The 24,913-nt window shown below is 37.3% G+C and carries 22 protein-coding genes and 1 pseudogene; 7 read left to right on the forward strand and 16 right to left on the reverse strand.

Annotated features, from left to right (window positions below; translation table 11 throughout):
• A pseudogene (locus tag BUC06_RS23570) lies at positions 1 to 135 on the forward strand (IS256 family transposase); the annotation flags it as partial.
• A gap of 185 nt (positions 136 to 320) precedes the next feature.
• On the opposite strand, the gene BUC06_RS12170 reads toward BUC06_RS23570, so the two are convergent.
• From BUC06_RS12170 to BUC06_RS12200, 8 genes are all read right to left on the reverse strand, one after another.
• Positions 321 to 1,139 (reverse strand): DUF5694 domain-containing protein, encoded by an 819-nt coding sequence (locus BUC06_RS12170; protein ID WP_073334215.1) that lies wholly within the window; start codon positions 1,137 to 1,139, stop codon positions 321 to 323.
• 212 nt (positions 1,140 to 1,351) lie between these two features.
• Entirely contained in the window at positions 1,352 to 2,977 is a 1,626-nt protein-coding gene (gene groL, locus BUC06_RS12175; RefSeq protein WP_073334217.1) for a chaperonin GroEL, read from the reverse strand.
• A 119-nt stretch (positions 2,978 to 3,096) separates the two neighbouring features.
• Positions 3,097 to 3,375: a co-chaperone GroES gene (locus tag BUC06_RS12180; RefSeq protein ID WP_034723531.1), complete on the reverse strand. Its 279-nt coding sequence runs from the start codon at positions 3,373 to 3,375 to the stop codon at positions 3,097 to 3,099.
• A 174-nt stretch (positions 3,376 to 3,549) separates the two neighbouring features.
• Entirely contained in the window at positions 3,550 to 3,684 is a 135-nt protein-coding gene (locus tag BUC06_RS24295) for a hypothetical protein (protein ID WP_262487919.1), read from the reverse strand.
• 260 nt (positions 3,685 to 3,944) lie between these two features.
• The gene (locus tag BUC06_RS12185) at positions 3,945 to 4,664 is read right to left on the reverse strand and encodes a DUF3108 domain-containing protein (RefSeq protein ID WP_073334219.1); all 720 of its coding nucleotides are present in this window, start codon (positions 4,662 to 4,664) and stop codon (positions 3,945 to 3,947) included.
• Positions 4,665 to 4,703: 39 nt separating this feature from the next.
• Complete coding sequence (locus BUC06_RS12190; RefSeq protein ID WP_073334221.1) at positions 4,704 to 5,954, reverse strand: cation:dicarboxylate symporter family transporter; 1,251 nt, start codon at positions 5,952 to 5,954, stop codon at positions 4,704 to 4,706.
• Between the two features lie 89 nt (positions 5,955 to 6,043).
• The gene (locus tag BUC06_RS12195; protein WP_073334223.1) at positions 6,044 to 7,330 is read right to left on the reverse strand and encodes a CitMHS family transporter; all 1,287 of its coding nucleotides are present in this window, start codon (positions 7,328 to 7,330) and stop codon (positions 6,044 to 6,046) included.
• Positions 7,331 to 7,348: 18 nt separating this feature from the next.
• A complete protein-coding gene (locus BUC06_RS12200; protein ID WP_073334224.1) occupies positions 7,349 to 8,044 on the reverse strand; it encodes a DUF2490 domain-containing protein in 696 nt (231 codons plus the stop codon).
• A 217-nt stretch (positions 8,045 to 8,261) separates the two neighbouring features.
• Here BUC06_RS12200 and BUC06_RS12205 point away from each other — a divergent pair, with 217 nt between their 5' ends.
• Together BUC06_RS12205 and BUC06_RS12210 are read left to right on the forward strand one after the other, a co-directional pair.
• The gene (locus BUC06_RS12205) at positions 8,262 to 9,302 is read left to right on the forward strand and encodes a sensor histidine kinase (protein ID WP_228423718.1); all 1,041 of its coding nucleotides are present in this window, start codon (positions 8,262 to 8,264) and stop codon (positions 9,300 to 9,302) included.
• Complete coding sequence (locus BUC06_RS12210) at positions 9,302 to 10,000, forward strand: LytR/AlgR family response regulator transcription factor (RefSeq protein WP_073334226.1); 699 nt, start codon at positions 9,302 to 9,304, stop codon at positions 9,998 to 10,000. The genes BUC06_RS12205 and BUC06_RS12210 overlap by 1 nt, the downstream gene beginning before the upstream one ends.
• A 155-nt stretch (positions 10,001 to 10,155) precedes the next feature.
• Here BUC06_RS12210 and BUC06_RS12215 read toward each other — a convergent pair whose 3' ends face one another.
• Entirely contained in the window at positions 10,156 to 12,546 is a 2,391-nt protein-coding gene (locus BUC06_RS12215) for a M1 family metallopeptidase (protein WP_073334228.1), read from the reverse strand.
• A gap of 67 nt (positions 12,547 to 12,613) precedes the next feature.
• Complete coding sequence (locus BUC06_RS12220) at positions 12,614 to 13,192, reverse strand: HupE/UreJ family protein (RefSeq protein WP_073334230.1); 579 nt, start codon at positions 13,190 to 13,192, stop codon at positions 12,614 to 12,616.
• A gap of 214 nt (positions 13,193 to 13,406) precedes the next feature.
• Here BUC06_RS12220 and BUC06_RS12225 point away from each other — a divergent pair, with 214 nt between their 5' ends.
• Positions 13,407 to 16,646 carry a S8/S53 family peptidase gene (locus tag BUC06_RS12225; protein ID WP_073334232.1) on the forward strand — a complete coding sequence of 1,080 codons (3,240 nt, stop codon included), beginning with the start codon at positions 13,407 to 13,409 and terminating at the stop codon, positions 16,644 to 16,646.
• An 87-nt stretch (positions 16,647 to 16,733) separates the two neighbouring features.
• Positions 16,734 to 17,249, forward strand: a complete 516-nt coding sequence (locus BUC06_RS12230; RefSeq protein ID WP_073334233.1) for a DUF6702 family protein — start codon at positions 16,734 to 16,736, stop codon at positions 17,247 to 17,249.
• Between the two features lie 653 nt (positions 17,250 to 17,902).
• Here BUC06_RS12230 and BUC06_RS12235 read toward each other — a convergent pair.
• The 4 genes from BUC06_RS12235 to radA all read right to left on the reverse strand — a co-directional run bounded on the left by BUC06_RS12235 (position 17,903) and on the right by radA (position 21,294).
• On the reverse strand, positions 17,903 to 18,499 hold the full coding sequence (locus BUC06_RS12235) for an acyl carrier protein phosphodiesterase (protein ID WP_073334235.1): 597 nt from the start codon (positions 18,497 to 18,499) through the stop codon (positions 17,903 to 17,905).
• Positions 18,496 to 19,200: a VanW family protein gene (locus BUC06_RS12240; protein WP_073334237.1), complete on the reverse strand. Its 705-nt coding sequence runs from the start codon at positions 19,198 to 19,200 to the stop codon at positions 18,496 to 18,498. Before BUC06_RS12240 ends, BUC06_RS12235 begins: the two co-directional genes overlap by 4 nt.
• Positions 19,197 to 19,865, reverse strand: a complete 669-nt coding sequence (locus tag BUC06_RS12245; RefSeq protein ID WP_073334239.1) for a class I SAM-dependent DNA methyltransferase — start codon at positions 19,863 to 19,865, stop codon at positions 19,197 to 19,199. The genes BUC06_RS12240 and BUC06_RS12245 overlap by 4 nt, the downstream gene beginning before the upstream one ends.
• 79 nt (positions 19,866 to 19,944) lie before the next feature.
• Positions 19,945 to 21,294 (reverse strand): DNA repair protein RadA, encoded by a 1,350-nt coding sequence (gene radA, locus BUC06_RS12250; protein WP_073334240.1) that lies wholly within the window; start codon positions 21,292 to 21,294, stop codon positions 19,945 to 19,947.
• A gap of 55 nt (positions 21,295 to 21,349) precedes the next feature.
• Between radA and BUC06_RS12255 the strand changes: the two genes are divergently transcribed.
• Both BUC06_RS12255 and BUC06_RS12260 read left to right on the forward strand, forming a co-directional pair.
• Positions 21,350 to 21,760 carry a hypothetical protein gene (locus BUC06_RS12255; RefSeq protein WP_073334242.1) on the forward strand — a complete coding sequence of 137 codons (411 nt, stop codon included), beginning with the start codon at positions 21,350 to 21,352 and terminating at the stop codon, positions 21,758 to 21,760.
• 61 nt (positions 21,761 to 21,821) lie between these two features.
• Positions 21,822 to 22,391 carry a YceI family protein gene (locus tag BUC06_RS12260; RefSeq protein WP_073334244.1) on the forward strand — a complete coding sequence of 190 codons (570 nt, stop codon included), beginning with the start codon at positions 21,822 to 21,824 and terminating at the stop codon, positions 22,389 to 22,391.
• Between the two features lie 161 nt (positions 22,392 to 22,552).
• On the opposite strand, the gene BUC06_RS12265 is transcribed toward BUC06_RS12260, so the two are convergent.
• Both BUC06_RS12265 and BUC06_RS12270 read right to left on the reverse strand, forming a co-directional pair.
• Entirely contained in the window at positions 22,553 to 24,247 is a 1,695-nt protein-coding gene (locus tag BUC06_RS12265) for a bifunctional alpha/beta hydrolase/class I SAM-dependent methyltransferase (protein WP_073334245.1), read from the reverse strand.
• A gap of 3 nt (positions 24,248 to 24,250) precedes the next feature.
• Positions 24,251 to 24,910 carry a protein-tyrosine phosphatase family protein gene (locus BUC06_RS12270; RefSeq protein WP_073334247.1) on the reverse strand — a complete coding sequence of 220 codons (660 nt, stop codon included), beginning with the start codon at positions 24,908 to 24,910 and terminating at the stop codon, positions 24,251 to 24,253.
• Between the last annotated feature and the right edge of the window lie 3 nt (positions 24,911 to 24,913).

The raw sequence follows: 24,913 nt of genomic DNA on the forward strand, positions 1-24,913 counted from the left end.
ACCGATGATGCCGTAATGAAATCAGTGTATCTGGCATTAAAAGAAGCTACTAAAAAATGGACGATGCCTATCCAAAATTGGGGCATTGTTCTCAATCAATTTATCCTTATTTTTGAAAAAAGGCTCAGATTATAAAATCCAAGCCTAACTTTTTAACTTACACACTTTGTGGGATAGTGTCCTCATTGACAAGCTTTTACATCATTTCTGGTATTCCACCTCCCATTGGTATAGGTTCAGTGCTCTTCAATTCATTGGTTAAGTAGTAAGAAGCATTCCTTTTTTGTCTTGTAATATTAACTTTATCTGTTGGAGGCAGTTTATTTTAGTACGGTATTTAATTCAACCACTTCAAAGTCGTCATTATTTTGTAGCAGGTGTTTTAAGATAGGAATATGGCCTTGTCCAAATATGAGGATAACATATTTGTCATTGGGATTTATTTGCGTTATTATATTAGAGTAAATCGCTAAATTCCTCAAATACCAGTCAGAAACGGATTCTGCACCAATGTAATTGTCTCCGGCACCAATTTTTGCATAATATTTTAAGTATAATGATAAATTTTTCTGCAAAAGTTCTTTTGTGTTGATATATTTCAGGACTTCGGTGATTGAATTTCGTTTTACTACACCATCGAATTCAAGTTTTAAGTTATTCGCAGTAGTCCCTAATTCGTTTAACAGATATACCTGATTTTTTTCTTTAGCCGTGACAGAAACCAAACTGTCATGCTTCATTCCATAAAACTTATCTACACAATTGATCTGTTTTAAATTTAATTTTTTAGCTAATCTAAAACCGATTTGCTCCCGTTCAGAAACGGTTAATGTATACTTGTTTTGGGAATAGGCATTATACAGACTATCAATTTTCTTTTGTTGATTCAATGGTTTTTCTATCATCACTTTATCAGCATTTGTCCGTTTTAGAATTTCGGTCAGTTCTTCCAGTTCCTTCTGTCTTTTCGGAGCTAAAAAATCATCAGTCTTTAATTCATACGTATCTAAATGAGGGGTTTCGAAGTGAATGGTCCCGATTAACAGGATTTTGGTTTTGTGTTTAGACTTTTGTCCAAAAATTGTGGTTAATGTTAAAAGGGTAATTAAAAATGTGGAAATTGTTTTAATGAAAGTCATTCTTTAGGTTGTTAGTTTATTTTTGGCTAAAGATAAAGCTTCTTGCGAAACGTAAAGATGAATTCACCACAAAATTCGTAATTATGTGAAATGGCTTTTGTAGTTTTTTTTGATTTGCTGTTTTTTATTAACTTCCTTTTCTTATTCCAAACAAAAAAACCGCCCTATAAAATAGAACGGTTAGTATATTAATTTGCCTCGGTCGCTGACCGTTACATCATTCCCGGCATTCCACCTCCCATTGGCATAGCAGGTTCAGCGCTCTTAATTTCAGTGATTACGCACTCAGTGGTAAGAAGCATTCCAGAAACAGAAGCTGCATTTTCAAGGGCAACTCTTGTTACTTTCGTAGGGTCAATGATTCCTGCTTCAAGCATGTTTACATACTCGTCAGTTTTCGCATTGTATCCGAAGTCTCCTGTACCTTCTGCTACTTTAGCAACGATGACAGAACCTTCACCTCCTGCGTTGGCAACGATTTGTCTTAATGGCTCTTCGATCGCTCTTTTAACGATTTTGATCCCTGTAGTTTCGTCAGAATTGATTCCTGTAAGGTTTTCCAAAGCTGAGATTGCTCTTACCAAAGCAACACCACCTCCTGCAACGATACCTTCCTCAACAGCTGCTCTTGTAGCGTGAAGCGCATCATCCACTCTGTCTTTTTTCTCTTTCATTTCAACTTCAGAAGCTGCCCCTACGTAAAGTACGGCAACACCACCAGCTAATTTAGCCAATCTCTCCTGTAGTTTTTCTCTGTCGTAGTCAGAAGTAGTTGTTTCCATCTGAGCTTTGATCTGAGCTACTCTTCCTTTGATTTTAGCTTCATCACCACCACCGTTTACGATCGTCGTGTTATCTTTATCGATCGTTACTTTCTCAGCAGTTCCAAGCATATCTAAAGAGATGTTTTCCATTGTGAAACCTTGCTCCTCAGAAATCACCTGTCCACCTGTAAGGATCGCGATATCTTCCAACATTGCTTTTCTTCTGTCCCCGAATCCTGGAGCTTTTACGGCAGCAATTTTAAGAGAACCTCTTAATTTGTTTACTACTAAAGTTGCTAAAGCTTCACCTTCAACCTCTTCAGAGATAATTAATAGAGATTTTCCGCTTTGTGCGATAGGCTCAAGAACCGGAAGCAATTCTTTCATAGAAGAGATTTTCTTCTCTACTAAAAGGATGTAAGGATTTTCTACTTCAGCTACCATTTTCTCAGGGTTCGTCACGAAGTAAGGAGACTGGTATCCTCTGTCGAACTGCATCCCTTCTACAACGTCTACGGTTGTATCGATACCTTTAGCTTCTTCTACAGTGATTACCCCTTCTTTACCTACTTTTCCGAAAGCTTCAGCGATCAGAGATCCGATAGTTTCGTCGTTGTTAGCAGAAACGGAAGCTACCTGCTTCACCATTTCTTTAGAATCTCCAACTTCTTTAGACTGAGCTTTAAGGCTTGCAACAACCGCAGTTACTGCTTTGTCGATTCCTCTTTTTAAATCCATTGGGTTGGCACCTGCAGCTACATTCTTAAGACCTTCTCTTACGATAGCCTGTGCCAAAACAGTAGCGGTAGTAGTACCGTCTCCTGCGATATCATTAGTTTTGGAAGCCACTTCTTTTACCATCTGCGCTCCCATATTTTCTACTCTGTCTTCAAGTTCGATTTCTTTTGCTACAGAAACACCGTCCTTCGTTACGTGAGGTGCACCGAAAGATTTCTCGATCACTACATTTCTACCTTTTGGTCCTAACGTTACTTTTACTGCATTAGCCAATGCATCAACCCCTCTTTTTAAAGCGTCTCTAGATTCAATATCGAATTTTATTTCTTTTGCCATTGTTTGTTGTATTAATGTACGATGTACAGTGTACAAAGTACTTGATTTACTTTTTTAATATTTACTTTTAATCAGTCATTAATACATTGTACATTTTACATTGTACAACGTACAGATTTTTACCCAATAACTCCTAAAAGATCTCCTTCCTTAACGATTAAGAAATCTTTTCCGTCTAATTTTAATTCAGAACCTGAATATTTTCCATAAAGAACTTTGTCACCTACCTGAACAGTTGTAGGCTCATCTTTTTTACCTGGACCTACTGCTACTACAGTACCTTCCTGCGGCTTTTCCTTCGCAGTGTCCGGAATAATAATACCTGAAGCTGTTTTAGTTTCTGCAGCGATAGGCTCGATAAGAACTCTGTCTGCTAATGGTTTAAAGTTTACTGACATAATATATTTTATTTTTTAATTAATTCTCCATTATAATTCTCTAAATGTATGCCATGAGGCCCTGATGGATGAAATGGCAGAATTTTAATTCCGAGTGTGAAAATTTGGCAGAAAAATAGAAAAGATAAAGCCGGAAGATTCCGGCTTTGTATTGAACTCTGATGATTCATTGAATTATGGGCAGTGCTGTCCCGGCCCGATCCATAAAGTACATTTTCCCTGGTCGTCGCGTTCACAACAGACTGTTCTTGCTGCGCCTCCCATGATGGATTTTTGGGCGTCTCTGCTTAATGATTTAGCGTTTTTCATAAGTAATATTTTGTTTATTGTACGTGCCTGAACATTTAATGTCAATCAGGATTTTGACGATTTGATTTGATAAGTGTACGTCAAAGATAAATAAAAATAGAATTCAATAATACACCGTTGGTAGATTTATTTATGAATTTTGTATTCTGATTGTCATTATTTTAACTTTTATTTTGCGAGATGGAGTTAACCGATGCTTTTGATGGCCGCAATACATTAAAAAGAAAAAGTTTACCATTACGGTAAACTTTGTATATTCATTATTGAATGGTTTCCATTGTCATTTTTCTTCCACTCATCTCTATATCCTGTTTCAGAATTTTTCTGGTTTCGGGATCAATATAATAAGTAACGATGTTTTTTTTATCTCCTATATCATCGGTTGTTTTTACAGCCCATACTTTTTTTCCGTTATAATCTGTTTCCTTTACATCCATTATGTAGGCTTTAATAAGTCCTTTCTTAGCATCCGGATTATAATCGAAAATAGAGAGGTCTGCAGTATAATTTTCTTTCAGGGGAGAAAACCGGACCAGCATAGGATAGCTGCTGCTGTCAAAATAATCTGCGGCATCCATTTCTATATGGTCTTTTTTCTGGGATTTTTTATCAAGATAATAGCCGGTTACTTTAGTCTTACCGGATTTCAGGACCATATCTCTCATCATATTAAAAGACGAATGATAAATGGGTTGGAAATTAGCGGTTTTTACGATGGTAGAATCCGTCCACTTGGCATCCGGAGCCTGTTTCAGCTTTACAGCCGTTTTGATGAGCAGATCGGTTTTATTTAATTTTTTAAGTTCCGTTATAATGCTGCCGATCTCTATTTTTTTTCCTGCATTTTCAGCGTACCATACTGCTTCTGAGGTTTCATCTTTGATCAGTTTAGAATCAATGGTGCTGTTGCCTGGAGTGAGCAGTTTTTGTGAAAATAAATTAGCGCTGCTTACTAATAAAAAGATAAGAAATGTTCTCATGATTTTTTTTACCAATAAGTATTTCTGATTTTCAAAAAGTTACAGATCCGATATCAGCTTTTCTTCATATGACACAGAATTCATCTTATTTTTCTGATTCTGATTGATCTTTGAAATCACCGCCCCGGAAACTGCAATGCTGATAAAGTTGGTCACAGATCTTGCCTCATTCATAAAACGGTCTACACTGTACAAAAGGGCAATATCCGTTAAGGGAATTTTTCCAAACCGGTTCAACGTAAAAATAAGGGCAAGAAATCCTGATCCGGGAACGCCTGAAGCCGTTTTTGAAGTCACGGAAATAATCACGAAAAGCCAGAGATAATCACTGACCGTTAATGAAATATTATAAAACTGAATGAGAAAGCAGCAGGTCACAGAAATATAAATACACGCCCCGGAAAGGTTGAAATTATAGCCTAAGGGAATGACAAATCTTAAAATCTTTCTGCTGTAGCCTTCCGATTCCATTTTTTCAAAGATCAGTGGAAATGCTGTTTTGGAAGAAGAGGTGGTGATGACCAGAATAATTTCCTCCTTTAAATCAAGCAAAAACTTCCACAGACGGATTTTGAATATATAAGAAACGATTCCTAAAATTCCAAAGATAAAAACAATGTCAGCGAGATAAACCGTGGCAACGACTTTACTGAGCGGCAGGAGCGTGTTGATGCCATATACCGCAACGCCATACGAGATATTACAGAAAATAATAATCGGGAGAATGATGTAGAGATACTTAATTACGGTATAAAAAACTTTGAGGCCGCGGTCTAATAAATTCAGGAATTTTTCTCTTGCCCCGGAAAGATTCATGCAAATTCCGGCAATAATGGAGACTATAAGAAAAATTCCGTGCCTGTTGAGATACAGACTACCGGATAAGCTGCTGTCATTGATTTCAAATGTTTTCGGAAGCGATGTACTGATTCTCGAAGTGTTAATTCCTGTATCAGCGCCGGGCTTTACGGCAAAACCGAAAATGAAACCTATAATAATAGCCACAGAACTGATGATCAGAAAATAAAGAATGGTTTTCCAGACAATGCTACTTGCATTTCTGATACCGGACAGCTGGCAGATTCCATACATGATCGCCATGAAAATAATGGGAAGTATAAGCATTTCAAGCACCATGAAAAAATATCTGCTCACCATTCCCAGCTGAATACTTGCTTCAGGCGCATAATAGCCTGTAAGTACTCCGCCGAGAATGGCGGCAAATACATATAAGGTGAGATTTTTTAAATATCTTCCCGTGAATGTTTTCTTGGTTTCAAAAAGGTCCATCTGAAAAAAATATACAGTCCGTATCGATCTAAACGAAATACGAAAGGTTTTTATACCTCCGAAATATAATAATAATTAACGAATTCAGATTATATGACTCCAAGAATCAATGCAGCGATCAACATCACAACAGAAGATCCCAATGCCCATTTTAAAGTATATTTCAAATGATCTGAAAATTCCACACCGGCTAATGATACTAATAAATAGGTTGAGGGAACCAGCGGACTCAAAAGATGGGAACCTTGGCCAATAAGACTCGCTCTTCCCAGGATTTCCGGAGAAATTCCCAATTGATGTCCGGTAGCCACAATAATAGGTAAGATCCCGAAATAATAAGCATCATTGGAAAGAAAAAAAGTAAGCGGAATACTGAATACCGCAGTAACAATATTCATGTAGCCACCCCAGCTTTTCGGAACGATTTCTATCATACTGTTTCCCATGGCCTGCATAATGCCTGAACCATTCAGGATTCCGGTGAAAATTCCCGCTCCGAAGATCATTCCGGCAACCGATAAAGCATTACCAGCATGTTTTGAAATAATTTTCTGCTGATCTTTTAATTTGGGATAGTTGATAACGGAAGCGATACAAAAGGCGATCATAAAGGCAATTCCCAATGGAACTACATCCAGAATCATCACAACCAGAAGCGCGATCGTAAGCGCCAGGTTGATCAGGATCAGTTTCGGACGTCTGAGTTTAAGATCTACCTCACCGATGATATCATTGCTGTTATACTTGGTGAATTTTCCATGTTTGGCAATTCTTATTTTTTCTCTTCTCCCTAAAATATAGGCAACGAATATCACCCAAAGGATTCCAATAGCCATAATCGGGATCATAGGAACGAATATTTCGGTGTGCCCAAGTTTCAAAGAACTCATTACCCTTGCCGTAGGACCTCCCCATGGAAGAATATTCATGATCTGTCCCGCAAGCATAATAATACACGTAAGAATCAGTGGATTGATACCTTGTTTTTTATAAAGAGGAAGCATAGCGGCAACCACAATGAGATAAGTGGAAGAGCCATCGCCGTCCAGCGAAACCAAAGCCGTAAGAACAGCGGTTCCCACTGTTGTTTTAATGGGATTGTCTCCAACCGCTTTTAAAATGATATTGACTAAAGGCTCAAAAAGTCCTGTGTCGATCATTAAACTGAAATAAAGGATGGCAAAGATCAGCATGACTCCGGTGAGCGCTATTTCTTTGACCCCGTTCTTCATCATTTCACCAAGTTCAGGACCAAAACCCGCCAAAAGAGCGATGGTTACCGGTACGATGACCAAAGCCGTAAGCGGAGTCAGTTTTTTATTCATGATCAGGACCATGAAGATCAGAATCATGAGAAATCCAAGGAATGTAAGCATAGAGGATTTGATTTATAGTTATTTATTTTTGTTTTTCTTTCTCCAGTCGAAGCTGTTTCTGTACCCAATGTAGGCGTAGTTGCTTGTAGATCCGGTCTCCAGCTGATTGATAAAAGCTACTTCAACTGCTGAGTTTTTTCCAACCTTAATTCCCAGTCCTGCAGTTAATCGGTTACTGTCAAACGGATCTTCTTTCACTACGTTCATTCTTAATTCATTTTTCAGAATGCCGTATAGTTTTTCTTTTTCTCCCGCCCTGTTAAAAGGAATTCTCAGGGAAATTAGATACCGCAGCCTGACAATGAATTCATCGGGATTACTGATAAAGCGTTCTTCCACACGGAAACGGTGTGAGACGGACGTTCTTCCGATATTGCCTCCCAAAGTCACCTGTTGGAAAGGTCTCTTTTCATACCTTTCTTTTTTTGAATTGTCAGACTTATAAGAATCCAGTACCAGAAACATAAATCCGGCTGCGGGCTTCACTTCATTGGCTACTTCATAATCTACATAGGCAGAAACCAGAAAAAGCCTGGTGTCATACGCCAGATCAAAAGAACGGTACTGTGAAAGAGCGGTCAGTGTACTCTTGTCGGTCAGTTTTGCAGACATGAGATACTGAAACCACATATTGTAGTTGTCCCGGCTTTGTGCATCGATCTGCCAGCTCATGGCCAGCAGTAAAATGACGATTAATTTGAATTTAATTTTCATGTAATATTGAGTTAACATCCTGATGTCTCAAATATATTTATAAGAACCAGCCGCGGATTTATTTTTCAACCAATGACAGATTTTATCAGTGAACTGCAGGAGGGGGTAAAAAAGATGGTATATTTGAAAGATTGAAATTTGGATTTTTTAGATGTTTTTAATTATAAATATTGTATTTATATTGTTGGTTTTCAGGATTTTGTTTAATGCAAAGATTTTGAAAAGACTGATGGAATATCATTGGGGACTTTTGCTGAAGTTTCAGCATATTTTTTTCTTTTTTATCTTCTTTATCATCACTTTTTTCACCGAAAACTACTTTTTAGATGTTCCGGAACTGGTCTGGAGTGTTTTGTCTGTGATTATTTTTAATTTCGGAATTTACAGTCTCGTCTATTTTTATCTGGTTCCTGAATTCTATCTTTCCAATAAATATCCCGAGTTCATTCTCTATGCGCTCATCAGCTTTCTGTTCTCGAGTCTCTTTAGAATTTTACTCGAACCGGCAGTTTTTAATATGCATTTTAACGAGACGCTTTCCAATACCAAATTTCTCTACAATGTATATACAGCGCAGGGAATTGTGATACTTGTTGCCTCATTTTTAGGAATTACCAAGGATAAATTTCTCATTGAACAGGATTTTAAAGATCTGGGTGAGGAAAAAGACCAACTGTATCTGGATCTTTTAAAATCTAAAATGAATCCTCATTTTTTGCTTAATACCCTTAATAATATTTATTCCAAAAGTTTTCAGCCTTCAGAAAATACCTCAGAATCTATTTTACAGCTCAGTAAACTGCTTCAGTATGTGATTTATGATACGAGTAAAGAAAAGATCAGTATGGCTCAGGAGTTTTCTTCCATAAAATCTCTTGCAGGACTGTATCAGTTAAAATATAATAATGTGCTGAACATCACTTTTGATATTCAGGATGAAGAAACTCTGGAATTAATAGATATTCCACCTTCTGTATGCCTTACGTTATTTGAAAATGCCCTGAAACATTCGGCCATTGGAATAGAAACGGATAGCTACATCCAGATCAGCTATACAATACAGGATCAGCATCTTCTGTTTGAGATAAGGAATTCTGTATCGAAGAAAAAGAACTTGGTCGGAAATATGAATGACAGCGGATTGGGAAATGAAGCAGTCATGAATATTTTAGAGAAAAATTATGCAGGAAGATTTACTTTTATATCGGAACCTGCGGAAGAGAACCACTATCAAACTATTTTAAAAATCAAATTGTAATGCCTAATCTGACGATTGTAAGTGTAGATGATGAATATCCGGCGCTCCAGCTTATTCAGAAGTATTGCGGGCAAATGGAAGATGTGGATCTGCTGAAGGTATTTCAGGATCCGGAAGAAGCATTGGAATACCTTAAACAGAATAGGGTAGACCTCGTGATTCTGGATATCAATATGCCTTACATCAACGGAATTGAACTTTTACATCAGCTTCCGTATAAGCCGTTATGCATATTTCTTACCCTGGAAACTCAATATGCAGTTAAAGCTTTTGAACTGGATGTGGTGCATTATCTTGTCAAGCCTGTCGACTTTGAGACGTTCAGAAAAGCGATTAGTAAAGCAAAGGATTTCCTGCAGTTTAAAAATTCTGTGGAGGATCAGAAGAAAGAAGACTTTATCATGTTCAAGTCCAATTACGTGATGCATAAAGTTCTTCTGGATGAGGTACGTTGGGTCCAGGGATTCGGTGAATATATTATTCTGGTGACTCCTCTTAAAAAGTATATGATCCTTGAGCGGATGTCCAATTTTGAAGAGAAATTTCAAAACCTGGGATTTATCAGAATTCACAAATCATATATTGTTCTGTCTTCCCACATCAGCTCCTATGATGCGGCTCATGTGTATCTTAAAGACGGGGAGAAGCTTCCGCTTGGGAGAACGTATAAAAATTCTTTAAAGGCTTATTTAAATTAAAATGTACGTTTGGAAATTTCCGGCAGATCACACAAATTACGAAGATTTTTTTGATTTTAATATTTAAAAATTCAATACGGGCAGGCTTTAGCCCAATCATTAAAATGTTGTATTACAAGAAAAAAGGTTGTCTCAATTTGAAACAACCTTTAATTTTATGATTTCTTTCCGGCAGCCTGCATCGGATTGACCTTTCCGTTGGCTCCTCCTCTTACAGGACCACCTCCCTGTTTCTGTTTAAACAATTGGAATTTGGAAACCTGAGTATCTGTTCCGGTACTGCTCCATACGTTATTGGAAGTATCGATATCCGCGGTTTCTCTCATCGGGTCAAGCTGGATCGATTTTATTTTTTTGTCAAAATAATACGTCTTGGAAACCTTCTGCTCATTCTGTCTCCATATTTGCGCAGATGATTTGTCATACAGTTGAGTTCCGTCTTCAAATGTGAATTCAAGAATGATCGGCATTACCAGTCCGCCTTTATTAACAAAATCAATCTGGTAGCCTGTCAGGTTTTTGAATTTCTCCTGATCCTTGGCATCCAGCGGAAGACCGGCTTCTGTTTTTACAGTATATTCTTTGTCCGCATCTAATTTCTCCTGACCTCTGTCATATCGGTAATAGAAATCCTGAAGATCCTTATCCTTATCTACATAGAATGTGATGTTCTTATCTTCTCTGTTTCTGATTTTTGAAATATCTTCAAAAGTATTCTGAAGTGGTTTTTCCACTTTATATTTTGTTTCTTTGACTTCTTTAGGTGTTGTGTTGAGATCCGGGACAGCAACCGTTACTTTGTCAATTGCAATATCTACCGGATCTGTTCCGTAGAACCATCCTCTCCAGAACCAGTCAAGATCCTCACCGCTCGCATCTTCCATCGTACGGAAGAAATCGGCAGGCTCAGGATGTTTGAATGCCCATCTTTTAGCATACGTTTTAAAAGCCTTGTCAAAAAGTTCTCTTCCCATGATGGTCTCACGAAGAATATTCAATCCTGTAGCCGGTTTTGAATACGCATTCGGGCCAAACTGAATAATGTTTTCAGAATTACTCATGATCGGTTCCAGCTGATCTTTCGGCAATTTCATATAATCTGTGATCGTCCATGCCGGACCTCTTTTTGAAGGGAATTTATTGTCCCATTTCTCTTCGGTAAGATACTCTGTGAATGTATTTAACCCCTCATCCATCCAGCTCCATTGTCTTTCATCAGAGTTGATGATCATCGGGAAGAAATTATGTCCTACTTCATGGATCACTACTCCAATCATTCCGTTTTTGGTTCCTTCAGAATAAGTCCCGTCTTTCTCCGTTCTTCCGAAGTTGAAACAGATCATGGGATATTCCATTCCGTTGGCCGCCTCTACAGACTGTGCCACAGGATAGGGATAAGGAATCGTGAATTCAGAGTAAGTTTTGATAGTGTGGGCAACGGCTTTTGTTGAATATTTTCTGTACAGACCATAGGCTTCTTTTGGATAGAAACTCATCGCCATCACTTTATTATTGTTTTCAGGAATCGTAACACGCATTCCATCCCAGACAAATTTTCTGGATGAGGTCCATGCAAAATCTCTTACATCATTAGCTTCAAAATTCCATGTTTTTCTCTGCTTGGAATGATTTTTCTCTGCTTTTTTCGCTTCGTCTAATGTTACAATTTCAATAGGTTCGGAAGCACTTTCGGCTTTTCTGTATCTGGACATCTGGTCAGAAGTCAGAACCTGATCGTAGTTTTTACATTCTCCAGTTCCGCCAATAATATGATCCGCCGGTACATCCATTGAAACTTTAAAATTTCCGAATACCAATGCGAATTCACCACGACCTGTGAACTGATGGTTCTGCCATCCGTGGAAATCACTGTATACACACATTCTCGGATACCATTGGGTCATTGTGTAAAGATCATTTCCGTCTTCAGCGAAGTTTTCATATCCGCCGCGGCCGCCCATTTTGATTCTGTTCGGGATATTATAGTTCCAGTCTACTTTGAAGACCAGTTTTTCTCCTTTCTTTAAAACTTTCGGAAGATCGATACGCATCATCGTCTTGTTCACCGTATATTTCAGAGGATTTCCTGAAGCGTCCGTTACCTTTTCCAGATTAACGCCATAGCCGTTGTCTTTTTCCGGAAGATCAGTGACTTTCAGTTGCTGATCATTAGAAGAAGCCGGAAGGGTAGAAGAGAACTGGAATCCGGCATTTTTAACGGTAGATTGTTCATTTTCGTCCAATTGAAGCCAGATGTAATCCAGATTATCCGGCGAATTGTTGTAGTAGGTAATGGTCTCTGAACCTTTCAGATTTCTTTTATCTTCATCAAGGTAAGCCTTAATATCATAATCAGCTCTGTTCTGCCAATATCCGTGGCCTGGAGACCCGGAAGCCGTTCTGTAAATATTGGGAGTCGGGAGGATAGTCCCCAGCTGCTCGAATCTGTTTCCGTGATTACTTCCAGGATTGTTCTGGATATTTTGTGCGGTGAAACCTGTATAGGCCAATACAGAAAATGAAAATAGGACTGCTTTTAGTTTCATTACCGAAAAGATTTAATAATTATCAAAGATAATAATAAGTAGTTGAAAAATTGAAAATGTTTCAAAGTTAAAAAGGAATTCTCTCTAACGTCATTTTTAGCGCCAGTGCAAATACTCCCGAAGAAACAAACAGGATCCAGTCTTTTTTATTGACCTTAAAAATTTTAAGCAGAATAAATAAAAGGATAAGAATAGCCAGTACAATAACGATTTGCCCTAATTCCAATCCAATATTAAATCCTAATAAAGGAATGGTAATGCCCTGGCTTTTGGCAATCATTACTCTTGCTGTATTGGCAAATCCCATTCCGTGAATCAGTCCGAAGATCAGGGCGAGATAATAATTGGCGCGCATCAGAATCTGCTTCTTATTCTTCATCAGAATATTATCCAGAGAAGTCAGAACGATGGTGAGCGGAATCAGGAATTCTACCCACGCAGAAGGAACTCTGAAAACATCAAGAATACTTAATGCGAGGGTAACAGAATGTCCGATGGTGAATGCGGTAACCAGGATAAGAATTTTCTTCCAGTCAATATAAGAATAGACCGCGATCAGAGCCAGTACAAACAACTGATGATCCAACGCGTCAAGAGAAATAATATGTTCCCAGCCAAGGTTTAAGTAAAATAGAAAATCTTGCATTTTTAGTATGGTTTATAAATTTTTTATTTTTTAAATAATAGATTAAAATTTTTATTTATTGAATAGTTTGAATGTGATTTATTTTTGTTTAATTTGATATTTTTGTGAATTATTTATTTTTTAATTGTTGTTTTTGTTAATGTTGATGGTGTTTTGTTGGATTTTATTGTGAAATAAAAATTGTATACTTGTGATGTTAAAAAAAACTTAAAATATGCAATTAAAAAAACTATTTCTTGCAAAAGTAAACATTCCGATTGGAGGAGCGAAGTTTCTCAGGAATGCAACGGCTGCTTTTTTAGGACTGTACTCGTATGCTTTTTACGGACAGGTACAGAAATTGGATTCCAGATTTGATATTTTGTTGAAAAATAAAGATATCCTGGTAAAAGGGAATGTTATTAAAGATCTTGAACGTGACGATATGAAGCTGGACAAGCATCTTGTCGTAACTTCTAAAGGTGCTCAAACCATGTATTCATGTATTATCTATACAAAAACACCGGAAAAACTGAAAGCTGACGGTTTTTTGGTTCAAAGTCAGCTTCCTAATTTTGCGACCGCCTTGGTCACCATTGATGATATTGAAAAGCTGATGCAGCTTCCCTATGTGACTTCAGTAATGGCGCCCACCTTTGATGAGCTTCATAACGATGTGAGCAGAGCTCAATCCGGAGCAAGCCTGCTCCAGGAGGGTGCTTTTAATAATACCGCCTATAACGGAACCGGAATTTTAGTGGGGGTTTATGATACGGGAATAGATTGGAAACATCCCGATTTCAGAAAAGCTGCTGACCAGACAAAAAGTAGAATTGTTTCCATTTGGGATCAGACATTAACTGCTCAGGCAGGTGAAGTACCGCCCGCGGGATTTGCGACGGGTGTAGAGTACACAAGAGCTCAGATCGAAAATGAATTGGATGGTAGCCCGGCAGGTTTTGTTCGTGAAAATGATACCAACGGCCACGGAACCCACGTATCTGGTACAGCTGCAGGAAATGGTGCTGCTTTTGCAGATAAAAGGCACAAAGGTTTTTCTTCCGAAGCAGACATCGTTTTTGTAAAAGGAGGAAACGGTTCTTTTCCTACGACAAATACAATCAATGCTTTGACCTACTTTCAGAATGTGGCCACAGCTTTAAATAAGCCAATCGTCGTTAACATGAGTATTGGAGGTCAGGGAAGTGCTCATGATGGAACCTCTTCTCATGAAGTCGCAGTTAATAGTTTCACAACAGCAGCTCCAGGCAGGGTAGTCGTAATTTCCGCAGGAAATGATTATGGTGCCAATCTTCACAGAAAAGTTGATATCGAACCCAATGCTGCTCAGTCTTATACCTTTACGGTGGGAAGTAATACTTCTGCTTCTTCAGTATTTGCATTTTTGATGTATGCGAACAATGATACTGCTGTTACTGCAAAACTGACAACCCCGGATGGACAGCAATATATACAAAACGTAAGTACGAATACGGCACACAGTATATTAGGCGGAGGTTTTACAGCATCCATGTATAACTATTGGGGTACAGATAATAACAAACGTTATGTGCAGTTGGTGATCAGTAGAAATACAGGATCTGCAGCTGATTGTGCAGGAAATTATACTTTAGAAATCACGAATAACGGAACCCAGGCAATCACCACTCATGGCTGGTTATATAGCAAAGGAACAGGGATTAATGCTACTCTCCAAAATGGAGATAATGAATATGTTGTGGGAACTCCTGGTAATGCTTCTAACGCTATTACTGTAGCCTCATATATGGGAAGGGGAAGCTGGTATACTGCTGCTGGCGGATATTTAACACCTACTCCACAAGAATCTATTTCCTCATTCAGTGGACAAGGACCTAGGGTTGATGGTTTTCAAAAACCGGACATTACTGCTTCAGGTCAGAATGTGATTTCTTCGAGATCAGTTGATTCTGTTCCGGGAGCAACGGATATTATCAACGGTACGTCTTACTATGTGAAAAATCAAGGAACCAGCATGTCTTCACCGGGAGTGGCTGGAGCTGTAGGCTTGCTTCTTCAGGCTAATCCTGTTTTGACCGCAGCACAGGTGAAGAGCCGACTTACTGCTAATGCTAGAAAAGACGGAGCTACAGGAAATATCCCGAATGCAAGATGGGGCTATGGAAAATTGGATATTTATAAAGCAGTAACGGATGAACTGGGATGTGTAAAATCCAATTTTGAGACTGTAACTTATGACGAACCATACATTCTTGTCAGTGCAGAAAACAACAATTATTTTGATAATGCTGCTTTAGCTGTTCGATATACGCCAACATTAACAGGAAAATTAGGAGGCTTTTCATTCTCAACAGGTACATCCACAATTCCAAGTGATATGGCCGTTGATATTCAAATTAGAAAAGTAAATGCCAATGGTGATCCGGGAGATATCATTGCAACCAAAACCGTTTCTTCATGGGTAAATGATATTCAGAGATTTACTTGGAACTATGTGGATCTGTCCGGATTAAATGTGCAGATGGTGACAGGGAAGGATTTTTATATTGTAATTAATGGACTGAGCGGAAGAGTTTCTATGAAGAACGAATCTGTTTCGGCCAGCGGACGTACTAAAACTTCAACCAACGGAACCACCTGGATGATGAGAACCTTTGATCTTAAAATGAGAGCAACGGTTTATGAAAATATTGCCGAAGTGAAAAATCTCGCTACTTCAAATCTGAATAAAACAGCAACAGTATCCGGAGGATATAATTATTTTACCAATACCTGTCAGCTGATTGCAAGGGTAGAAAAAGAAGCAGCAAGTACCGTTTCAGGAGATATTACTTCAAAAGTGTGGGTTGATAATGCGCAGCCCAATTATGTTTCAAGGAGATATGAAATCAATCCTGCAACGTCTGCAACTACTTCAACGGGAAAAGTTACGCTATACTTCAAGCAGGCTGATTTTGATGCCTATAATCTGACTAGCAGCGTAAAACTACCTATGTCCGCGACAGATAATGCAAACAAATCCAATCTTGTGATTGAAAAATATGCAGGAACCAGTGCAAGCAATACCGGTACCATAGCTTCTTTTGGAAGTTCAGCTAGTGTAATTAATCCTAATGTAAATGATATTGTCTGGAATGAAACCTATCAATATTGGGAAGTGAGTTTTCAGACGACAGGTTTCGGGGGATATTTTGCTAAGGCGAGCACCAATGTGTTGGGAACAGCAGATGTTAAGATAAATTCAGAAGTTAATATTACACCTAATCCCGCGAGAGATGATGTAAATGTAATCTTAGGAAAATATACTAAAGCAACTGTAACAATCTATGATGCTTCAGGAAAATTCATTAAAACAGTAAATGTTGATGCTTCTTCCAATAAAATTGATGTTTCAGAATTGGTAAAAGGAGTATATGTGTTCAATGTTGTATTAAATGATACTACTAAAATTACTAAGAAAATAGTAAAAGAATAATCGAGGTTAAACATACAAACAGATGTCTTAAAAAAGCAGCAGTTGGATAACTGCTGCTTTTTTTATATTTGTTTAAAAATAAAATCAATGCAGGGTACATTCTTTTACGCCTTTATTTTTATGATAGCTGTTTTTTTTCAGAGTTTTACAAAGCCTGATCATGTTCATCCTTATCATGTAGGTTCTGTAGAAATTAATTATAATGCAAAATCCAAATCATTTGAGATTACCGGACGTTTTTTTCTGGATGATCTGGAAAACGGACTGGGTAAGAAATACGGAAGCTCATTTCATTTTAATGATGAAAAATATAAAGCGAAACTCAACGAGGCCTTAGAAAAGTACTGTGCCGAATATTTTAAACTGAAAGCAGACGGCAGGTTTTTAAAAATAAATTATGTGGGTTATGAAGAAGACAGCGAGTCTGTCAATATTTTTCTGGAATCAGAAACGGTTTCTCCTCCAAAAAAATTAGAAGCGGCAGTAAGTTTTTTGTACAATCTTTTTGATGATCAGATCAATATTGTTCATATGATTGTGAACGGACAACGGCAAAGTGAAAAACTTACTTATCCTAACCGTTATCTGTACCGCCAGTTTTAGCGCTGTTTTGTTTGTTGAAATTTTTTCTTCATCGCTAGATTTTAGAATAAATATTAAATCACTAGTTGATGATTAATAATTTTAAATTGTCCCGCTTTTAGAATTAATTTTAATAAGTTTTTTTTAGCGAATTCTTATTTTTGTTATCAATAATGCATTGGTAAATATTATTTAATTAATTAACCTTTATAATATTTGTTATTTGTTTGAAATAAATTATATTTGTGTATGTCTAATAAGGATGATTAATTTTTAAATTAATGATTTATTAAAGAAAATTTTTCATAAAATTTGAAATTAATTGATAAATTAGAATTTACGATCTTTTATTTAAAAATAAGAAATCACTAAAATCATACAGGAATCAAGGTAATCCTACTGGCATTTCTATAGGATAAATAGCTCTTGAGATTAAGTAGGGATTAGTACTAATGTATTTTTTAAATGAATTCAAGAGTAAAAAAGCTCATCAGTAGGACATGATGATGAACTCTTTAAAAGTAGAGATGAGAAGATTTAAAACGGGATTGACCCATAATTTTAAATAAGACCTTTGGTGTAATGCATAAAAATTCCCATTTATGACATTGAAGGCAGCGGATTCTAACAACACAAATTGTTAAAAAAGCACTTACGTTCCCTGTAGGTGTTTTTTATTTATGGTCAAGCTGGATCAATGTATTGATGCCTTTTGCGTGGGCAAGAAGATCAGGAAAAAAATCATGATAACATTCCTGGAGAAAAGATTTGTTTTTCAGGAAAGCTTCAAAAACAGGAATGTCCGGTTCAAGGTATTTCGCTTTGTTGAGAACATTTCTCATACTGAATTTGATGCCCCGGTCTTCACGATAATTATACAGCCAATCGTCTTCCTCCATTTTTACCAGCATTTTTTTGAAATTTTCAGGAAGCCATTCTTCATGTTCGTTCAATACTCTGTAAACCCTTAGGGAATGAGCTTTCCATTCAGCCAAAGAATGCAGGCTGAGATCATTGGCCACAAAATAATCCATAGCAACATCTACAAAAGCACCGGCATACAATCTCACAAGAGGAGAGAATACTTTTTTGGCCTCATGAATAGCGGGATGAGAATCGGTGAATGTATCCACAGCCCTGTGCATTGTGATTCCATCCTGAATGTCTTTCGGAAAAGAATAACGGTCTTTGTTCCGGATGAAATCTTCAAGAAATTGTCCTACGATCTGGCCGTCCGAAAAAGTAAGAAAAGAATGGGCTAAATAATTCATAAACGAATATAAAAATTTTTACACAATAACCTGTCCTCCACAAAGGTCTCCACCCAAACTCCCTTTTCAATTTCTGTATATTTAAAATCAATAGTATTTAAAATGATTTTTTCCGGAGAAACCAAATGAAGATGAAGCTCCTCCTCGTTCACGAAACTTGTGAACTGTACAGGGTAGTGAAAGTGATTCTGAATCTGCAGATCTTTATACCCATAAACCACAGTGCAGTCTGAACCTAACGGAGTAAAACGCTCATGATCTTTATAAATGTCTATAGAATGGGGATACCTTTCAATAATCTTAAGGCCTGCCTGTAAAGCTGTATAATAAAGAATAGATGAAAACTGACAGATTCCGCCTCCGGTTCCGCTGGATATATGATTTTTAATAAGATTCCGGCCTTCTTTGAAATTGTTTTTTGAGGGCTTACCAACTAATTTCCAGAAAGAAAAGACCTCACCGGGCTGAATGACCAGATGGTGAATTTTCTCACTGACTACTTTTAAGTTGTGGATCTTATTTTCATTTAACTCTCCCTTTTTTATGGCCTGTTTCATTTCGAGAATATGATTACCGATTCTTTTTGAATTATATTCCTTTGAATAGCGATAACGGGATTGTTGTTCGTCAAAATACCGCTGCCACAATCTGATTTGCAGTTTCAATGAATCGGGAAGCATTTTTTTTAATATCCTTTTCATTTCTTTTCCAGAACTACGATATGATAGGAAGCCCACTTTTTCAGAAAAGTACGGCAGAGCAGAATATCTAAAGGTAGAAAAAGTTTTCTTATGCTGTTGGGAAATCTGTGAACGGGAAACCATAAAATACCTGCAGTCCTCCTGATATTCCATTGTTTATCTGATAAAACTGAAATCTCTGAAGCCGTAAAGGTATTCCCTGCATGCCAGTCTTGCTGAGGGGAAACAGCCTTTCTTCTGGTTTTTGTAGGATAGTCAAAAATCAAAATTCCATGATCATCTAATTTCATATAACATTCATCAAGGAATTTTTCAGTTTCCTCTTTCGTTTGATGCATGATCACATGAAAGCAGAATATACAGTCAAATTTTAGATCAAACGGAATTTTAGAAATCTCCCCAACAGCTGTTATTTTCCCCGGATTTTTTTCTTTCGCAATGTGGAGCATTTTTTCACTGAAATCGAGTCCATGCGTTGCAAATTTAAGCAGCCTGCCCGTTCCACATCCTAAATCCAGAATTTTTGAATATCTTTTATCTTTGAAAAAAGAATGTAGAAAAACATTCTCCTGCTCGTCGATATACCTTCCGTAAGAATTCCCGAAACGGTTTTGTTCATAGGTTTCTGCAAGATGATCATAGTATTCATGAATACTGTTTTTCATTATTTTAAATTCTTTAGTGAAGATAATTAATTCTTTAGCTGTCTGTCAATAACTATTCCAACCTTTTTAGAAAACAGGGTTAAAAAATTCTTTCATGGAAATCTTCAATTTTGCTCACTTCCTCAATCTTAATTCCAAATTTTCTTTTCGGAATTTTGTTCAGGTTGGAGACAAATATTTTTTCGTACCCTAATTTTTCAGCTTCTGTAATTCTCTGTTCAACCTGTGCAATAGGACGAATCTCTCCACTTAACCCGATTTCTCCGGCAAAACAGAAATGCTCGGAAATCGCAATGTCTTCATTGGAAGACAGGATAGAAGCTACTACCGCAAGATCCAAAGCAGGATCATCCGTTTTAATTCCTCCGGTAATATTTAAAAAGACATCTTTAGCGCCCAACTGAAAACCTGCCCGCTTTTCAAGAACGGCCAGAAGCATATTCAGTCTTTTGGCGTCAAATCCGGTGGAGCTTCTTTGAGGAGTTCCATAAACAGCTGTACTAACCAGTGCCTGGATTTCAAGCAACATCGGTCGGTTTCCTTCCAAAGTGACTGCCACAGAGTTTCCGGAAAGTTCTTCGAATTTTTTGGTAATGAGGATTTCAGAAGGATTTCTGATCTCTTTTAAACCTTGGGAAACCATTTCATAAATTCCAATCTCAGCAGTAGATCCGAAACGGTTTTTATTGGCCCTTAGCAATCTGAAAAGATGATTTCTGTCGCCATCAAAATTTAAAACTACATCTACCATATGTTCCAATACCTTAGGTCCTGCAATCTGGCCATCCTTTGTAATATGGCCTACAAGGAAAACGGGAGTATTGTTTTCTTTTGCATATTTGATGATCTCATTGGAGCATTCCCTGATCTGGGAAACGGTTCCAGGTGAACTTTCGATTAACTGAGATTGTAAAGTTTGAATGGAATCGATGATCACAAAATCCGGTTCCAGTTTTTTGGCTTCGTGAAGAATCTTTTCCAGTGAAGTTTCCGTAAAAAGAAAACAGTTAGGATTCTGAAGATCTGTCAGCCTGTCCGCTCTCATTTTTATTTGTGAAGCGCTTTCCTCTCCGGAAACATAAAATACTTTCTTCTTCATCTTTAAAGCCAGCTGAAGCAAAAGCGTAGATTTTCCGATTCCGGGCTCTCCACCTATCAAAGTTACTGAACCCAGTACAATACCTCCGCCCAGAACACGGTTCAGTTCTTCGGAAGGTGTTTTTATTCTGGGTTCTTCGCTGGTCACCACTTCAATGATATTGATGACATGCTGTTTTGATTTTGAAAAAGGGGGAGTTTTAGATGAGGTTTTCTCAACGACTTCTTCTACAAGGGTGTTCCATTCTCCGCAGTTTTTGCATTGCCCCATCCATTGGGAATACTGGGTTCCGCAGTTTTGACAGAAATATGCTGTTTTCAGTTTTGCCATACTGCGAAGTTAAAAAAAATGAATCTCCTTTCAGAATTTTAATTAATTTTCAACCATGAAAAATATTCTTCTGAAAAGTGTGATCATATTTGTTGTGATGAGTTGTCTCAATGCTCAGCTTGCCCATTGGAGCGGAAGAATTCTTAAGTTGTCTGCCGGTCAATTGGGAATGCTTCCAACGGCTGTTTTTTTCGGATCTTTGATCATTACCGTGATTGCATCTGTAACTATAGTGATATTCAGGAGAAGCTATCAATCCCTATGGAAAAGTGCCGTTTTATTTGAAATCCTTTATCTTCTGATGCTATTGCTGTCTGGTGTTCATCCTTTTATTTATTTTATTGAGGCAACAAATAATCATCTTATAGACTTAATGTTGTACATCAATTCAATTATTGTTTTCCTTCTGATGTGTATAGTTGATCTCCTTTATCATAAAATTTTGGGATCTAAAATTAAAAACTAACCTACATCAAGATGAGGGTAATCAATATGCATTATCTTTACTCAATTAAAAATAAGTTATAATGAAAAAAATATTTTTATCTTTCGTATTCACGCTGTTAAGCGTTTTTGGGTTTGCACAAACGGAATGGATTGTAGATCCTATGCATTCTTCTGTAAATTTCAATATCAAGCATATGGGAATCAATTTTGTGCAGGGAAGATTCGATAAATTTGACGGAAAAGTAAGCACAGAAGCTGCTAATTTAGATAATGCCACTTTTGCATTTGACGTGGATGTCAACTCAATCAATACAGGAACAGATATGAGAGACAAACATCTTAAAAGTCCGGATTTTTTTGATGTTGATCAATATCCGGCCATGAGTTTTCGCAGTAAATCGATCACAAAAGATAAAAATAACACCTATATTCTGAAAGGAGCTCTGAAAATAAAGGAAACTGTAAAAGATGTCAGCATTCCTGTAACCTTTGGAGGCGTTACTAAGAATCAGCAAGGGAAAGAAGTAATGGGTTTCCAGGCAAAATTTACGGTTAACCGTTTAGACTATGGAATCAAATATGACCCGACTGGTGCAGGAGTCGCTAAGGATGTAGACGTAAGTTTATATTTTGAACTGGTAAAACAATAGTTTTATAGACCATTTGTATAAAAAAAGGTTTTTCAAGTGATTGAAAAACCTTTTTTTATTGGGATTTGATTCTCGCTGATCTATCAGATCTTGCAGGTTTAATTGCAACGCAAACATCTGTGCCATCTGCTAAATCTGCGGGAGATTATATTTTTTTAAGTTTAAGAATTAATCTTCCCGGAAGAAACTGTGAAAATACCGTAGTCATCAATCAACATGTTTTCCTTTCGGATTCCGCTGTATTTCATGATCCTGTCAAGCTCTTTCTGAGAACGTCTCCTCATGATCCAGTCTTTGTTCTGATGATTATTCAAAACATAAGCAATCATTTTAAGTTGCGGATGCCATGGCTGTCCTGTGTAGACGATAAAAGAATTTTTTTCAGAAATAGAAGCTGCTCCCTGAATTGCTTTAGCCGTCATCTCGTTGTCTCCAAATAGTTCAAGAATCCCTGAAACAATGGTAATGTTAGGTTGGAAATCTACCTTTTTATAGGTTTCAGAATCAAAGCAGTCAAAGTTGGTAAAACGGATATTCTGATAGTTTTTTTCTTTGATTACTTTTTCTCCGATCTCAATATTAGCCTTAACAAATTCATTAATAACAATCTCGGCATCAGGATATTTTTCTTTAATATCGAATAAATAATTTCCTGTCCCACCGGCAATATCAAGAATTTTAATTTTTCTCCCTTCTTTCTTAAGACTTTGGATATTCTGTTCCAAAAGTCGGATCAAATGCTCCTTACGGATACGAATTCCTTTCCAGCCAATCGCATTAAGATAATTTTTATCCATCATTTTCCCAAAACCGAATTTGCCTTTCGGCTGGTTCTGATACACATAATGCAGGGAAGCACCGGAATCAAAGCCGTATTTCAGACCGATCGCCATTCCGTTGCTTATTTTTCCGATGTTATTCAGTGAAAATTTCTGAAGCTTGAAATTCAGATTATTTCCGATATTATTCTGAAGATCCTCATATTCCTTTACAGAAAAGCGGTCAGGATGGAGGGAAGCTGTTTTGTGGGTTCTGCTGAAGCACTTTTCAGCAAAATCAGCTATTTTGTCGTATACTTTCTCCTTTCCGGTATCAAACAGGATTCCATGGAAAAAGCCGGATAATACTTCATATTTCTTTAAATCTGTATCAAGCCTGTCATAAAAAGTTTTCTGTTCTTTATTGAAAACCACATGATCTTTTTCTGCTGCCAGAATCAATGCTGGTGTATCAATAGCTTCAGCATCTTCTACCAGACGTTTTCCCGCTTTGGCAAGGTCGATAAGAAGTTCAGCGTCGATAGATCTTGTGATCAGTGGATCTGTGTCGTATGCTTTTTGCTGCTCCGGATCATGAGTAAGCATTTTAGATTTTACATAGCTTTTGATGATCAGTCCTTTTTTAAACTTTGTTCCAAGCGTAATCATTTCATTGGCCAGCGGAACAATAAGATTGATTTTAAAAGCAGGAGCTAAAAGAGCCATTCCGGCAATATCAGGAGCGAAATCGTGAGCCCAGGCTGAAGCGACAACCCCTCCGATACTGTTGGCCAACAGGAAAATATCTGAAATATTCACAGCGTATTTTGATCCCAGAAATTTGGAGAAAGAATCCAGATCTCTCACGTAATCCATAAAGATAGATGATGTTTTCGTCTCGGTGTGTCCGTGTCCGCGAAGATCAAATGCGAAAATGTTGTATTTTGAGAATTGTGAAGATTGCGCAATATCATTCAGTCTTTCCGAATGTTCATGACCGCGGTGGATGATGATGATGCTTTTTTGTTGTGGCTGATAATTCCATTCCCGATAGAAAATAGTACTGCCGTCGAAACTCTTAAAATGTCCGCTGTTCATAGTTTAAATTTTTTTCAAAAAATCCTTCAGATAAGGATGAATGACTGCATCTTTATGGATGCCTTTCATGGTTTCTACTGCTTCATCTAGAGGTAAAGATAGAATATTTTTCATTACTAAAATGCCTATAACAGAGCTTCTTGTTAATCCCATGGTGCAGTGAATGAATATTTTTCCCTCTTCTGGAAGTTTTCTATAGTTCTCTGTGATTTCATTAACCAACTTTTTCGTTTCTTCAATATCTAAAGTTCCGATATCCAGAAAAGAAACAGAGTGGTAAGAACACTTCTTTTGTAAATCCGGTATTTCCTCAATTTCTGCTGAAAGATCATAGACTAAAATATCTCTGCCTGTTCCGAAATAATGTACATCATCACGACCGGGCCTTGACGAAATGTAAATGCAGGGAGCAATTTCCAGCGGTCTTTTGTTCTTCCGTAAAAATTTCCAGAAAATCCAATAGACCATCAGATAGGGTGCATAAAATATTTTTTTCCATAATGAAATTTTTCCGTTTCTATCTTTTAGAAAGTGAATGTTATTTTTTTGATAATGATAACCGATAATAATAGCCATTGCGGCCGGCCAAAGAAGAATCAACCCTAAATGGCCATAAAATTTATCAAGAAGAACTGAAACTATGATCAGAATCCATCCGGACAAAAA

It is taken from the genome of Chryseobacterium carnipullorum (genome assembly GCF_900142785.1).
GTDB lineage: Bacteria > Bacteroidota > Bacteroidia > Flavobacteriales > Weeksellaceae > Chryseobacterium > Chryseobacterium carnipullorum.